The 13,894-nt window shown below is 53.3% G+C and carries 17 protein-coding genes; 2 read left to right on the top strand and 15 right to left on the bottom strand.

Going from position 1 to position 13,894, the window contains the following annotated elements; genetic code table 11:
• Positions 1-15: 15 nt before the first annotated feature.
• From yfhb to murQ, 3 genes are read right to left on the bottom strand one after another with little or no spacing between them, the layout of a single operon-like run.
• Positions 16-651 (bottom strand): phosphatidylglycerophosphatase C, encoded by a 636-nt coding sequence (gene yfhb / locus JQ822_RS11515; protein ID WP_213133575.1) that lies wholly within the window; start codon positions 649-651, stop codon positions 16-18.
• Between the two features lie 3 nt (positions 652-654).
• Positions 655-2,019, bottom strand: a complete 1,365-nt coding sequence (locus JQ822_RS11510; protein WP_213133574.1) for a PTS transporter subunit EIIC — start codon at positions 2,017-2,019, stop codon at positions 655-657.
• Positions 2,020-2,028: 9 nt separating this feature from the next.
• Positions 2,029-2,922, bottom strand: coding sequence for an N-acetylmuramic acid 6-phosphate etherase (gene murQ / locus JQ822_RS11505; RefSeq protein WP_213133573.1), 894 nt, complete (start codon positions 2,920-2,922; stop codon positions 2,029-2,031).
• A gap of 117 nt (positions 2,923-3,039) precedes the next feature.
• On the opposite strand from murQ, the gene JQ822_RS11500 reads away from it, so the two are divergent.
• The gene (locus tag JQ822_RS11500; RefSeq protein WP_213133572.1) at positions 3,040-3,888 is read left to right on the top strand and encodes a MurR/RpiR family transcriptional regulator; all 849 of its coding nucleotides are present in this window, start codon (positions 3,040-3,042) and stop codon (positions 3,886-3,888) included.
• Positions 3,889-3,943: 55 nt separating this feature from the next.
• Positions 3,944-4,204, top strand: coding sequence for a YfhL family 4Fe-4S dicluster ferredoxin (locus JQ822_RS11495; RefSeq protein WP_213133571.1), 261 nt, complete (start codon positions 3,944-3,946; stop codon positions 4,202-4,204).
• Here the strand turns inward: JQ822_RS11495 and acpS are convergent.
• The 12 genes from acpS to rseD all read right to left on the bottom strand — a co-directional run bounded on the left by acpS (position 4,201) and on the right by rseD (position 13,824).
• Positions 4,201-4,581, bottom strand: coding sequence for a holo-ACP synthase (gene acpS / locus JQ822_RS11490; protein WP_135324724.1), 381 nt, complete (start codon positions 4,579-4,581; stop codon positions 4,201-4,203). The genes JQ822_RS11495 and acpS overlap by 4 nt on opposite strands.
• The gene (pdxJ, locus tag JQ822_RS11485) at positions 4,581-5,312 is read right to left on the bottom strand and encodes a pyridoxine 5'-phosphate synthase (RefSeq protein ID WP_213133570.1); all 732 of its coding nucleotides are present in this window, start codon (positions 5,310-5,312) and stop codon (positions 4,581-4,583) included. Before pdxJ ends, acpS begins: the two co-directional genes overlap by 1 nt.
• A gap of 11 nt (positions 5,313-5,323) precedes the next feature.
• Positions 5,324-6,052, bottom strand: coding sequence for a DNA repair protein RecO (gene recO / locus JQ822_RS11480; RefSeq protein ID WP_213134069.1), 729 nt, complete (start codon positions 6,050-6,052; stop codon positions 5,324-5,326).
• Positions 6,053-6,081: 29 nt separating this feature from the next.
• Positions 6,082-6,987 carry a GTPase Era gene (gene era / locus JQ822_RS11475; protein WP_213133569.1) on the bottom strand — a complete coding sequence of 302 codons (906 nt, stop codon included), beginning with the start codon at positions 6,985-6,987 and terminating at the stop codon, positions 6,082-6,084.
• Complete coding sequence (rnc, locus tag JQ822_RS11470) at positions 6,984-7,664, bottom strand: ribonuclease III (RefSeq protein ID WP_003037579.1); 681 nt, start codon at positions 7,662-7,664, stop codon at positions 6,984-6,986. Before rnc ends, era begins: the two co-directional genes overlap by 4 nt.
• A gap of 270 nt (positions 7,665-7,934) precedes the next feature.
• Positions 7,935-8,909, bottom strand: a complete 975-nt coding sequence (gene lepB / locus JQ822_RS11465; protein WP_213133568.1) for a signal peptidase I — start codon at positions 8,907-8,909, stop codon at positions 7,935-7,937.
• Between the two features lie 15 nt (positions 8,910-8,924).
• Positions 8,925-10,724, bottom strand: coding sequence for a translation elongation factor 4 (gene lepA, locus JQ822_RS11460; protein ID WP_213133567.1), 1,800 nt, complete (start codon positions 10,722-10,724; stop codon positions 8,925-8,927).
• Between the two features lie 264 nt (positions 10,725-10,988).
• Positions 10,989-11,453, bottom strand: coding sequence for a SoxR-reducing system protein RseC (gene rseC / locus JQ822_RS11455; protein ID WP_213133566.1), 465 nt, complete (start codon positions 11,451-11,453; stop codon positions 10,989-10,991).
• The gene (gene rseB / locus JQ822_RS11450) at positions 11,450-12,406 is read right to left on the bottom strand and encodes a sigma-E factor regulatory protein RseB (RefSeq protein WP_213133565.1); all 957 of its coding nucleotides are present in this window, start codon (positions 12,404-12,406) and stop codon (positions 11,450-11,452) included. Before rseB ends, rseC begins: the two co-directional genes overlap by 4 nt.
• Entirely contained in the window at positions 12,406-13,056 is a 651-nt protein-coding gene (rseA, locus tag JQ822_RS11445) for an anti-sigma-E factor RseA (protein WP_135324716.1), read from the bottom strand. The genes rseB and rseA overlap by 1 nt, the downstream gene beginning before the upstream one ends.
• A 31-nt stretch (positions 13,057-13,087) precedes the next feature.
• Positions 13,088-13,663 carry an RNA polymerase sigma factor RpoE gene (gene rpoE / locus JQ822_RS11440; RefSeq protein WP_135324715.1) on the bottom strand — a complete coding sequence of 192 codons (576 nt, stop codon included), beginning with the start codon at positions 13,661-13,663 and terminating at the stop codon, positions 13,088-13,090.
• Positions 13,660-13,824, bottom strand: a complete 165-nt coding sequence (gene rseD / locus JQ822_RS11435; protein WP_213133564.1) for a rpoE leader peptide RseD — start codon at positions 13,822-13,824, stop codon at positions 13,660-13,662. Before rseD ends, rpoE begins: the two co-directional genes overlap by 4 nt.
• Positions 13,825-13,894 lie beyond the last annotated feature (70 nt).

Here is a 13,894-nt window from a genome sequence, read left to right as displayed (position 1 = left end):
ACGCTATCGTTTACTCTATTCGAGTTGTTGCAGTTCTCCACGCGGCGTGACGCGCCAGCGATGCTGACAGAACGAGAGCAATGGATTGTCCTGCTTACTGTCGCTATAACCGCTGTAAAGAGTCAGCGGCGCGCCAATGTGGCGTTCCAACTGGGTGACTTTCTCATGGCCCAGACAGCGCAGAGGCAGCACCCAACCGCCATAACCGCGCGCCATTTGACTGGCGATAAGATTCACCCGTGGGAGCCACGGCGTGTCGAAGTAAACCTGCTCGACCAGCGACTGCGGGGAGCCGGTGATCAACCAAATGTCAGCATCGGAGCTTAACAGATAGGTTGTCAGGCGCTGCTGCACGAGCGGAAACGCCGTCACGTTATGGCGAAACCAACGTACAAAATCGGTCTGATGGGCTTTCAGGCGCGCTTCACACCGACCAAAAGTGCATCCCCACAGGAGCAGGCTCATTGGCCAGCGGGCGGCGCGCCCTTTGATCAACATCGCCACCGCGATAATCGGTAACAGCGGCAGTACAAGCAGCGCATTCAACGGTTGGCGGCGCAGCAGATAGCGCAGAAAACTACCGAACATATCCTGCTGGTGTAACGTACCGTCCAAATCAAAAAAAACAACGCGACGCTGGTGATTGGTCAAACCTTAGTCCTCTGGATCGTTGAACCCCAATAGCCAGGTAAATAAGAACCCGGCAATAACCGCTACGAGATAGCCTAACAGATAGAACATCACTTTTCCGGCAACAATCGTCAGCGCCAGCGGTAATCCCGAGATACCAAAAGTGATAACCGTCGCCACCTTCCAGTAGCTGATTAGCGCCCCCCCAACAGCACCACCAAGGCAAGCGCCGATAAACGGTTTACCCAGCGGCAACGTCACGCCAAAAATCAACGGTTCGCCGATGCCCAGTAATCCTACCGGCAGCGCGCCTTTGATCACTTTCTTCAGCCGAGCGTTACGGGTTTTCATCAGCACGGCAATCGCGGCGCCAATCTGTCCGACCCCCGCCATCGCCAGGATGGGAAACAGCGCGTTATAGCCATGCGCCTGCACCAGCTCAACGTGAATCGGTACCAGCCCCTGGTGCAGTCCAGTTAACACCAGCGGCAAAAAGGTTCCCGCCAGCACCGCACCGACCAGGAAACCGCCGCGATCGATAGCCCAGGAGGCTCCGTGAGCAATGGATTCTGAAATCCAGCCGCCCAGCGGTTGCAGCGCCACAATCGCTATCGTCCCGGTAATGAGGGTGGTCAGTAACGGGTTGAGGATCAGCTCAAGCGATTCCGGCAACATCTCGCGGAATTTACGTTCGATCCAGCACATCAGCGCCACTACCAGCAGCACAGCAATGACCCCGCCACGCCCCGGCTGTAGCGCTTCGCCAAACAGCGTAATTTGCGCCAACTGCGGACTGGAGAGAATCCCCGCCATCACCCCCCCCATCGCAAGAGAACCGCCAAACACTTTGGCGGTATTCACTCCCACCAGAATATTCATGATGGCAAAAACGGCGCTGCCGAAGATGCCCATCAGCCCCAGCATATTGGGATAATGGGTGGCAAAATCGCCCACAATATCCGGGCGCTTCAGAATGTTAATAATGCCGGTAATCAAACCGGAGGCGATAAACGCCGGGATCAGCGGAATAAAGACGTTCGCCAGTTTACGCAGCGCATCGCTCATGGGTGCTTTGTACTTCGCTTTAACCTCTGACTTCGTGCGCTCAATGTCGTTTGCATCCGGACGTTCGCCGTCATCGGCAATCAAAGAACGCATGGCATCCACTACTTTGGCGGCCTTACCGGGACCAACGATAATCTGGTGCTGCGCCCCCTGCTTCACATAGCCGCTGACGCCAGGCAACTGCTTCAACCGGGAAATATCCAGTTGGTCGTCATTCTGTACTTCTACCCTGACGCGGGTCATACAGTTTTCCAGGCGCAGAATATTTTTTTCTCCGCCTACTCCCAGCAGGATATCGCTGGCAAGCGCCGCCGTTTTGTCCATGTGCACCTCTTAGTGTTCTAATGCCGCGCGTAAAAAACCCTGGTGAGCGGAGAGTTTTGCTCTGGCTGCCGTCGCATCCAGCCCGGTCAACGCCATCAGAATGGCGGGTTTAACATCAAAGTCAGTTTGCTCTAATAACGTTTCTGCCTCTTCACGCGCAATCCCGGTGGCTTCCACCACCATACGACACGCGCGATCGACCAGCTTGGCGTTGGTCGCTTTCATATCCACCATCAGGTTCTGATACACCTTGCCAAATTTCACCATTGCTCCGGTGGAGATCATATTCAGCACCAGTTTCTGCGCGGTACCCGACTTCAGGCGGGTTGAACCGGTTAGCGCCTCCGGGCCAACCACCACAGAGATGGCGATATCCGCTTCGCGGGCAATCGGTGAGTCCGGGTTACAGGAAATCGCTACCGTCGTACAGCCCACCGAACGCGCATATTTCAGCCCACCAATCACATACGGTGTACAGCCAGATGCCGCCAGGCCAACAACCAGATCCTGCGCGGTCAGATTCAGCGCCCGCAGGTCATCTTCCCCGAGCTGCGGGTTATCTTCTGCACCTTCAACCGCCTTCAACAACGCCCCCGGCCCACCGGCAATCAGCCCAACCACCAGCCCGTGTGGCACGCCGAAGGTTGGCGGGCATTCAGAGGCATCCAGCACGCCGAGGCGCCCGCTGGTTCCTGCGCCCATGTAAATAATCCGCCCACCTGCTTTCAACGCTTTCGCTGCCGCATCAACCGCATGCGCAACTTCAGACAGTGTCGCTTTTACTGCTTCCGCTACCAGCGTATCCTGTTGATTAAAGCGATGTACCAGCTCAAGCGTGGATAGCGCATCGAGATCCATCGTCTGTGGATTGCGGGTTTCTGACACTAACGCACCGAGATTCATTTTTTGTTCCTTAGGAATTTTTAATTCATAATAATCCGTCATAATGGAATATTATATTCATCCAGGCGAGTGAAATTTTGTTTTGTAATCGCCATCACGTTTTCGCCAGGAGACAGCATGAACTGTTTGATTCGCATTCGTCAGCGTTACCCGGACCTCGCACAAAGCGATAAAAAGCTTGCGGATTATCTTCTTACGCAGCCGGATAATGCGCGTCATCTCAGCTCACAACAACTGGCCTTTGAAGCGGGCGTTAGCCAGTCCAGCGTCGTGAAGTTCGCGCAAAAAATGGGGTTTAAAGGTTTTCCGGCACTCAAACTGGCCATCAGTGAAGCGCTGGCAAGCAATCCCAATCCGCATTCTGTTCCGGTGCACAATCAGATTCGCGGCGACGACCCGATGCGCCTGGTGGGTGAGAAGTTGATTCAGGAGAACGTGGCGGCGATGCATGCCACGCTGGACGTCAATAGCGAAGAAAAACTGATGGAAAGCGTCACGATGCTGCGCTCTGCCCGACGCATTATCCTGACCGGGATCGGTGCCTCGGGGCTGGTGGCGCAAAATTTTGCCTGGAAGCTATTGAAGATAGGTTTTAACGCAGTGGTTGAACGCGATATGCACGCCCTGCTGGCGACGGTACAGGCGCTTTCACCCAACGATCTGCTGGTCGCCATTTCGTATACCGGAGAACGCCGCGAACTGAATCTGGCTGCGGATGAAACGTTGCGTACCGGGGCCAAAATCCTTGCTATTACCGGGTTTACGCCTAATGCCTTACAGCAGCGCGCCACCCGTTGTCTGTACACCATTGCCGAGGAACAGGCCACGCGCAGCGCCGCGATTTCCTCCACCCACGCGCAAATGATGCTGACAGATTTACTGTTTATGGCGCTGGTGCAGCAGGATCTCGAGCATGCCCCGGAACGCATTCGCCACAGCGAAGCACTGGTAAAAAAACTGGTCTGAGCAAAGAATGCGCGTATAATGCCCGCCCGATTTGTGATGTTTTGAGAGTTTCCTGATGGCCCTGTTAATCACTAAAAAGTGTATCAATTGTGATATGTGCGAACCCGAATGCCCGAATGAGGCGATTTCGATGGGTGACAGCATTTACGAGATTAACAGCGACAAATGTACGGAATGCGTAGGTCATTACGACACGCCGACCTGCCAGAAGGTGTGCCCGATCCCCAATACCATTTTGAAAGATCCGGCACATGTCGAAACAGAAGAACAGCTGTGGGATAAGTTTGTGCTAATGCATCACTCGGACAAGCTTTAACTCTCGATAATGACCGTGGCGCAGGCGTAGTGACGTTCATCGGCCAGCGTCACGTGCATATGCATAACACCGAGTTTTTCCGCCAGTTTTAGCGCCTCTCCCCATAACCGCAGACGCGGCTTACCGAGTTCATCGTTAAACACTTCAAACTGATTAAACGCCAGGCCGTTGCGAATACCGGTACCAAAAGCTTTTGCCGCCGCCTCTTTTACCGCAAAGCGCTTCGCCAGAAAACGCACCGGTTGCTGATGCGTTTCCCAGATGGCCCATTCGTTATCGCTGAGGACACGTCTGGCCAGCCGATCGCCGGAACGGGAGATCACCGCTTCAATGCGGGCAATCTCCACAATATCCGTGCCTAATCCCAGAATCGCCATTAGCCACGCGCTTCCAGCATCAGGCGTTTCATTTCTACTACCGCCTCTTTCAGACCGCTCATCACCGCGCGTCCGATGATCGCATGACCAATGTTCAGCTCATGCATTTCCGGGATCCGCGCAATGGCTTTGACGTTGTGATACGTCAGGCCGTGACCGGCATTCACCTTCAAGCCCAGACCTGCCGCAAAAGTCGCTGCTTTCGCAATACGCGCTAATTCGCTGGCCTGTTCCGCATCGGTTTTCGCATCGGCATAGCAGCCGGTGTGAATTTCAATGTACGGCGCGCCAACGTCAGCAGCGGCTTTAATTTGTTCTTCATCGGCATCGATAAACAGTGAAACCAGAATGCCTGCGTCCGCCAGGCGTTTGCAGGCGTCACGCATTTTGTCACGCTGGCCCGCTACGTCCAGACCGCCTTCGGTGGTGACTTCCTGACGCTTTTCTGGCACCAGGCAGCAAAAATGTGGCTTTGTCTCAACGGCGATGGCCAGCATCTCTTCCGTCACCGCCATTTCCAGATTCATGCGCGTATCCAGCGTTTGACGCAGAATACGCACATCTCTGTCGGTAATATGACGGCGGTCTTCACGCAGATGAACGGTAATACCATCCGCTCCCGCTTGCTCAACGATAAACGCCGCCTGAACCGGGTCCGGGTATGCGGTGCCGCGTGCATTACGTAACGTGGCAATGTGGTCAATGTTGACGCCTAACAGTAATTCAGCCATGACAATCCTCGTTATTCATTATTTGTTTTTACTGCGCGTTTTGGCATAAATTGCCGGAACAGTTCCCGGCTTTTTAACGGCTTACCACCAAGATACGGCTTTAACGCCATGCGGGTAAAGCGTTTCGCGGCGCGTAACGTATCAGCATCCGGAAATTCACGCGACTCAAGCGCTTTGAGATGGCGTCCGGTAAAGGTGTTGTTATCAATAACGACGCTGGCGATAAACCCTTTCTCTTCCCGATAGCGATAGGTCATAGTGTCATCCACCGGCTCGCCGCTGCCCGCACAGTGGGTAAAATCCACGCCGTAGCCCAGATGACCGAGCAACGCCAGTTCAAAGCGACGCAGCGCAGGCTCTGGCGAACCTGTCGCGCCAGCCAGCGCCTGAATACAGTTCAGGTAGTCGAAAAAGAGTTCAGAAAAGCGGGTCTCGTACTCAAGCACGCGAGAAATGAGCTCGTTGATATACAGACCGCTGTACAGCGTGATTCCGCTAAGCGGGAGCGCCAGAGAGACAGCTTCAGCACTACGTAGGGTTTTGACCTCACCACGTCCGCCAAAGCGAAGTAACAACGGGGTAAAAGGTTGGAGAGCGCCTTTAAGATTAGAACGTTTGGAACGTGCACCTTTAGCGACAAGGCGCACGCGACCCGACTCTTCCGTGAAGACGTCCAGTACTAAACTGGTTTCGCTCCAGGGGCGGCTATGCAGGACAAATGCGCGCTGCCATCCTTCCATCATGCCCGCCGTCTTTTCAGAGAAGGGGTTTAAACGTCGTCGCCGTAACCGAGGCTACGCAGCGCGCGTTCGTCATCGGCCCAGCCGGATTTCACTTTCACCCACAGCTCGAGGTGCACGGGCGCTTCGAACATTTCCTGCATGTCTTTACGCGCTTCGATACCGATGGTTTTAATTTTGGCCCCTTTGTTGCCAATCACCATCTTCTTCTGCCCTTCGCGTTCCACGAGGATCAAACCGTTGATGTCGTAGCCGCCACGTTCGTTAGGGATAAAACGTTCAATTTCAACGGTCACGGAATACGGCAGTTCAGCACCGAGGAAACGCATCAGCTTTTCACGGATGATTTCGGAGGCCATAAAACGCTGCGAGCGGTCGGTGATGTAATCTTCCGGGAAGTGATGAATGGCTTCCGGCAGATGTTTACGCACAATGCCCGCGACGGTATCAACATTCATACCCGTTTCGGCAGAAATCGGTACGATATCGAGGAAGTTCATCTGGCTTGCCAGGAACTGCAGGTGTGGCAGCAGATCGGCTTTTTCCTGTACGTTATCAACTTTGTTGATCGCCAGGATAACCGGGGCTTTACCGTCACGCAGTTTGTTCAGCACCATTTCGTCGTCCGGCGTCCAGCGCGTGCCTTCCACGACAAAGATGACAAGCTCAACGTCACCAATAGAACTGCTGGCCGCTTTGTTCATCAGGCGGTTGATGGCGCGCTTTTCTTCCATGTGCAGGCCCGGGGTATCAACATAAATAGCCTGATACGCACCTTCGGTATGAATACCGACAATGCGGTGACGAGTCGTCTGCGCCTTACGGGAGGTGATGGAAATCTTCTGCCCAAGCAGATTATTCAACAGGGTGGATTTACCAACGTTCGGACGACCGACGATGGCAATAAATCCGCAATAGGTTTTGTCAATGCTCATTCCAGCTCCAGTTTTTTTAACGCCTGTTCGGCGGCAGCCTGCTCAGCCTTACGACGGCTCGAACCTGTGCCAACCACCGGTTCACTCAGGCCGCTAACCTGGCAGTGGATAGTAAATTCTTGATCGTGCGCTTCGCCACGGACCTGTACTACCAGATAAGACGGCAGCGGCAGGTGGCGACCCTGCAAATATTCCTGCAAACGCGTTTTCGGATCTTTTTGTTTGTCGCCCGGACTAATTTCATCCAGACGGGTTTGATACCAGTTAAGGATCAGTTGCTCAACAGTCTGAATATCACTGTCGAGGAAGACGCCGCCGATCAGTGCTTCGACCGTATCTGCCAGAATGGATTCACGACGGAAGCCGCCGCTTTTCAGCTCACCCGGTCCCAAACGTAAACATTCGCCGAGATCAAACTCACGCGCTAATTCGGCCAGTGTATTGCCACGCACCAGCGTGGCGCGCATGCGGCTCATATCACCCTCGTCCACACGCGGGAAACGATGATACAACGCATTAGCGATAACAAAGCTCAAAATGGAGTCGCCTAAAAATTCTAAACGCTCGTTGTGTTTGCTGCTGGCACTGCGGTGAGTTAATGCCTGCTGCAACAGCTCCTGATGATTAAAAGTGTAGCCCAGCTTCCGTTGAAGCCGATTAATTACGATGGGGTTCATGCGATACCAATAAATGAATGCGTCAACAATCCAGCACACGAAACAGACCTGATATACGCCATTCGGTTAGCCGTTTCGGCATCGCCTGGATGTTCTTGTATACGAATCAACGCTGTTTCGTGTGCCGTGGCAACCTGACGGCGCCAACCTAAAACTACGGGGGAATATTCTATACACAACGACAAGGGATGTCGTTAGTCTGCGGGAATTTATCCGAGAAATAATTCACGCTGCCGTCATTATGACGACAACGTGAACGATTATCAGCGATTAATGAATGCCACCAATTCGGCTTAAACGAACACCGGTCGGCCATTCACCTTCTTGCTTGTCGAAACTCATCCAGATAGCCGTTGCTTTACCCACCAGATTCGCTTCCGGTACAAATCCCCAGTAACGGCTGTCCGCGCTGTTGTCACGGTTATCACCCATCATGAAGTAGTGTCCCGGTGGAACAATCCAGGTCGCCAGTTGCTGGCCCGGCTGGCGGTAATACATCCCCACCTGATCCTGCGCGATTGGCACGGTCAGAATACGGTGCGTTACTTCACCCAGCGTTTCTTTACGTTCAGTCAGGCGAATACCGTTTTCTTTCGTTTCGCTCAGTGGGACGTCGAAGAAGCCACTGGTCGCTTCGCCGCCGTTGCGACGAGCAAAGGTCTGCACGAAATCGCTCGGCTGAACGTCTGAGTACGTGACCGGCAACGCGTTTTCACACGCCTGACCAGAGCTGCACCCTGGCTGGATCGTGACCTCTTTCGCTACAGGATCGTACGTCACTTTGTCTCCCGGTAAACCGACAGCGCGTTTGATGTAGTCCAGGCGCGGATCTTCCGGGTATTTAAACACCACGATATCACCGCGTTTCGGATGCCCTGTCTCGATCAACGTTTTCTGATAAATCGGATCTTTAATTCCGTAGGCAAATTTCTCCACCAGAATAAAGTCACCAATTAACAGCGTCGGCATCATCGAACCCGATGGGATCTGAAACGGTTCATAAATAAATGAACGTACCACCAACACGATCGCCAATACCGGGAAAACGGATGCCCCGGTTTCCAGCCAGCCCGGCTTAGGGGCCACTTTTTTCAGCGTTGCGTTATCCAGTGAATCACCCGCTGCGGCTTGTGCCGCAGCCTGACGCTCCCGGCGTTTTGGCGCAAAGATAAACTTATCTACGCACCATAAAATGCCCGTCACCAGTGTGGCAATCACCAGAATCAGGGCAAACATATTCGCCATGCCAACTCCTTAGGATTATTTGCTGTCTTTACCGACATGCAGAATGGCGAGGAACGCTTCCTGAGGCAGTTCGACATTACCGATCTGCTTCATGCGTTTTTTACCTTCTTTCTGTTTCTGCAGCAGCTTTTTCTTACGGCTGATATCACCGCCATAGCACTTAGCCAGAACGTTTTTACGCAGCTGTTTAACCGTTGAACGCGCAATGATGTGCGTACCAATAGCCGCCTGAATCGCGATATCAAACTGCTGGCGCGGGATCAGCTCTTTCATCTTTTCCACCAACTCGCGGCCACGGCTCTGCGAGTTATCACGGTGGGTGATCAGCGCCAGCGCATCAACACGTTCGTTGTTGATCAGAACATCAACACGAACCATGTCAGAGGTCTGGAAGCGTTTGAAGTTGTAGTCCAGTGATGCATAACCACGAGACGTCGACTTCAGGCGGTCGAAGAAGTCAAGCACCACTTCCGCCATTGGGATTTCATAGGTCAGCGCAACCTGGTTACCGTGATAAACCATGTTGGTCTGTACGCCACGCTTCTCGATGCACAGCGTGATAACGTTGCCCAGGTAAGCCTGCGGCAGCAGCATATGACACTCGGCGATCGGCTCACGCAGCTCATAGATGTTGTTCAGCGGCGGCAGTTTGGACGGGCTGTCGACATAGATAGTTTCTTTGCCCGTGGTTTCCACTTCGTACACTACGGTCGGCGCGGTGGTGATCAGATCCAGATCGTATTCACGTTCCAGACGTTCCTGAATGATCTCCATGTGCAGCAGACCGAGGAAGCCACAGCGGAAGCCGAAGCCCAGCGCGGTAGAGCTTTCTGGTTCGTAGAACAGAGAGGCATCGTTCAGGCTCAGTTTGCCTAACGCGTCACGGAAGTTTTCGTAATCGTCAGAACTGACCGGGAACAGACCAGCGTAAACCTGTGGTTTAACCTTTTTAAAGCCTGGCAGCGCTTTATCTGCCGGATTACGTGCCTGGGTTAGCGTATCGCCAACCGGTGCGCCAAGGATGTCTTTAATCGCACAAACCAGCCAACCCACTTCGCCGCACTTCAGCTCGGTACGGTCAACCTGTTTCGGCGTGAAGATCCCCAGACGGTCAGCGTTATAGACCTGCCCGGTGCTCATCACTTTGATTTTATCGCCTTTACGCATGGTGCCGTTTTTAATACGCACCAATGAGACCACGCCAAGATAGTTATCGAACCATGAGTCGATGATCAGCGCCTGCAGTGGGCCTTCCGGATCGCCTTCCGGCGGCGGAATATCGCGTACCAGACGTTCCAGAACGTCGGTCACGCCGACGCCGGTTTTCGCCGAGCAGCGAACCGCATCTGTCGCATCAATACCGACGATATCTTCGATCTCTTCCGCCACGCGCTCAGGATCGGCGGCTGGCAGGTCAATTTTGTTCAGTACCGGCACCACCTCAAGATCCATTTCCAGGGCGGTATAGCAGTTAGCCAGCGTTTGCGCTTCAACACCCTGTCCGGCATCAACCACCAGCAGAGCACCTTCACAGGCAGCAAGGGAGCGGGAAACTTCATACGAGAAGTCCACGTGGCCCGGGGTGTCGATAAAGTTAAGCTGGTAGGTTTCACCATCAGATGCTTTGAAATCGAGCGTCACGCTCTGCGCTTTGATAGTAATACCGCGCTCACGCTCAAGATCCATCGAGTCGAGAACCTGCGCTTCCATTTCACGGTCAGACAGGCCACCGCAGATCTGGATAATACGGTCAGACAGCGTCGATTTACCGTGGTCGATGTGAGCTATGATTGAAAAGTTACGTATGTTCTTCATATAGTGTAATTATTGTGCCTTACGCCTGCCTGAGCAGGCTCTGAGAAGTCGCTGTTCTGAGCTTAACGTCTGTTTAAGTGAAACGCCGCATTCTACACTACAACGCTGAGGCGAGGAAATGTTCATAGAGCAAGGATAGCGGGAACTGGAAACAACTTAGCAAAGTTAGTGAAACTTTTGCAGAATGGCGGCGCAAGCGCTTTATCCGACCTACGTAGTAACTGTTCTGTAGGCCTGATAGCGCGGTGCCATCAGGCAAAGATATCACTGGTGGGTTTCGACACGAATAAGGTCAGGCGGGAGTGCAACATTGAGGATCACCGGTTGCCAGGCTTCACGCTCAGCCAGCTTGCGCGAATAACCACGGGCAATCAGGAATCCACCCACGCCACCCAGCATCGCACCGCTTAACGCGGCGATATCGCTGCCAAACAACACCTGGAACAAGGCTGCAAAAACAAACAGCCCCGCCAACGGAGACATATAGACCAGCATTGCGGAGCCCAACAAACTTCCTTCGGCAATGCCTAACTCAACTTTCTGGCCGGGAGCCAACGGTTCAACGCTGGGCACCACGATGGTGTGCGTTGTTTGCGGTCCCAGTTTATTCAGCACACGGCTTCCGCATTCAGCCCTTGAGGCGCAGCTGCTGCACGACGCTTTGACGTCACAGCTGACCGTCGCCAGGCCATTCTGCCAGGAAACAACCGTTGCCCACTCTTTGATCATTGTGCAGCCCTGAACTTAATATTGTCCGCGATGCGCTTCGCCGTTTGCGGCGGAAGCTCACCGACGATGGTGATTTCGGCATTATCTCGCACGCTGGTACTGACCGTCCGGCGTCCGGTCCGCAGGAGCTGATCGGCACTGTTTTGCTGCGCACGATTCACATTCACGGAAAAGCTGAACAGGCCGTCAGAATAAAGACGCGATTCAATTGGCATATTGTCCATCGTCGGCAGTGGACGGCGGCTGCTGGAGACTTCACTGAATCCTTGTGGCAACCACGATGGGCTCCAGTTGAAGTTGGTTTTTTCGCCTGCAGGAACGGACAGCAACGGCGGCAGGTTGGCTTTTGCCAGCGTCTGCATGCTGTCTCCGACACCGCTATTCACGGTAAAGGAGATCACGCGGAACTGTTCCAGCGTTTCGCCATCCCGGTCGAGAAGATCGACGCGCATCGGCAGCTTGGTTTCTGTATCCATCCAGACGATGTAGCTGTAACGGGTACCGTCACGCGCCACGACGCGGATCACTTCACAAAGCCTGTCGGCAATGCGAGTTCGACCTACCGAGATAAAATCATAATAGGGCGCAAGACGTTTGAAGTCGGTGTATATCAGGGATGGAAGAGAATCAACGATATAGTCACCGTTCAGCGTGAACGGTTCGAGCCCCGGCTCAAAATAGCTGATTTCATTCCCACGTTGTACGACTTCCCGGCGTGGTCCATCCAATTGCAGCAGTTGCGCAAGCGGGCGGTTATCCAGGCGAGCATGGCGATAACGTAGGGATTCAACACCCTGTTTATTGATGCTGACGAATGACAGCTCATAGGTGAGCGACTGGCTGGCCAGATTCATCTGCTGCAATAACGCCCCGGACGCAGGAGTGGCCGAGGCGTTGACAGAGAAGAACAGGCTACCAGCCACAAGTGACATGGCAAACCAAAGTTGCTTCATTACTGCGATTGCGTTCCTAAAGTTTGAATTCCTGGCACCTGTACAGCGGCTTGCTGTGTTTGTGCCTGCTCAAACTGAAGCTGTTCGGAGTGCAGTCGGCGCTGCAGTTCGTAATCCTGCAACATAGCATTGATACGACGACGCTGCTCCTGCACCTGCTGTTGCTGACCGCCGCTGGCCGTCGCGTCAGAAGGTACACCCAAGCTCACCGGACTGGCTTTACCCATCATCGGTAATGTATTAAATACCGGCGTTTCGGGCTGCTGGGACGTTTCAGATTGCCCATTATAGTGCTGGACGCCAACAATAACTGCAAGCGATACGCACGCAGCCACACCCATTTGAGTAAGCTGAGCGGCCCACGGACGCATTTTCTTCCAGAATGGCATTTTCTGCCACTGATGCGGTGCTGGCTGGGCCTCAGGAATCAATGGCGCCGTCTGACGTACTGGCTCATCTGCGATGGCAGCCATTACGCGGTCGGAAATATCGAAATGGAGAACGTTGGCGGTATCACCTCGCATGGAATCGCGGATCAGGTGATAACTCTCCCAGGTTTTTTGCATTTCCGGGTCGTGAGTCAGCTCTTTGAGTAACTCAGTATCCAGCGTTTCGCCATCCATTAAAGCGGAAAGTTTTTCTTTCTGCATGCCTAATACCTTTTCCAGTATCCCGCTATCGTCAACGCCTGATAAGCGGTTGAACTTTATTATCAATAGCTTCCCTCGCTCGGAAGATACGAGAACGCACCGTACCCACCGGACAATCCATGATAGCGGCTATCTCTTCATAGCTCAGGCCATCCAGCTCCCGCAAGGTTATTGCCATGCGTAAATCTTCCGGGAGGGACTCAATAGTTCGGAAAACTATCTGTCTCAGTTCTTCTGACAACATTAAGTTCTCAGGGTTCGAAATTTCTTTCAGTGCTCCGCCACTTTCGTAATTTTCTGCGTCAATCGCATCAATATCACTGGAAGGTGGGCGACGCCCCTGAGCGACCAGGTAATTCTTCGCTGTATTGACTGCGATACGATACAGCCAGGTGTAAAAAGCACTATCTCCCCGGAACGAGTCCAGCGCACGATAGGCCTTAATAAATGCTTCTTGTACAACATCGGGAACATCGCCCGACGGTACATAGCGGGAAACCAAACTCGCCACTTTATGCTGATAGCGAACTACCAGTAAATTAAAGGCTTTTTGATCTCCCTTTTGGACCCGTTCTACCAGGACCTGGTCCGTTAACTGCTCGCTCATCCGAGGTAAAGTCTCCCCAAACCAAATTTCCACGCGCTTTCGAAACGCCACTCCATCAGCTGCAATACGAGCAAGCAATGACTTAGAGCGCTCAAGTTTCGTAAAGTTCCGTTACGCATTTGTTTTTGTTTGTCATGTTGTAGACAGGTCTTATCTCTCATTATAAGTCTACATAACCCGATCAACGCACTATCTGTACAGAAATGCCCATTAAACCGCTTGCAGAGTAAC

It is taken from the genome of Citrobacter sp. FP75 (assembly GCF_018342065.1).
Taxonomy (GTDB): domain Bacteria; phylum Pseudomonadota; class Gammaproteobacteria; order Enterobacterales; family Enterobacteriaceae; genus Citrobacter.
The sequence above is the reverse complement of the archived record's forward strand: the minus strand, read 5'-3'. Positions and strand labels throughout refer to the sequence as shown.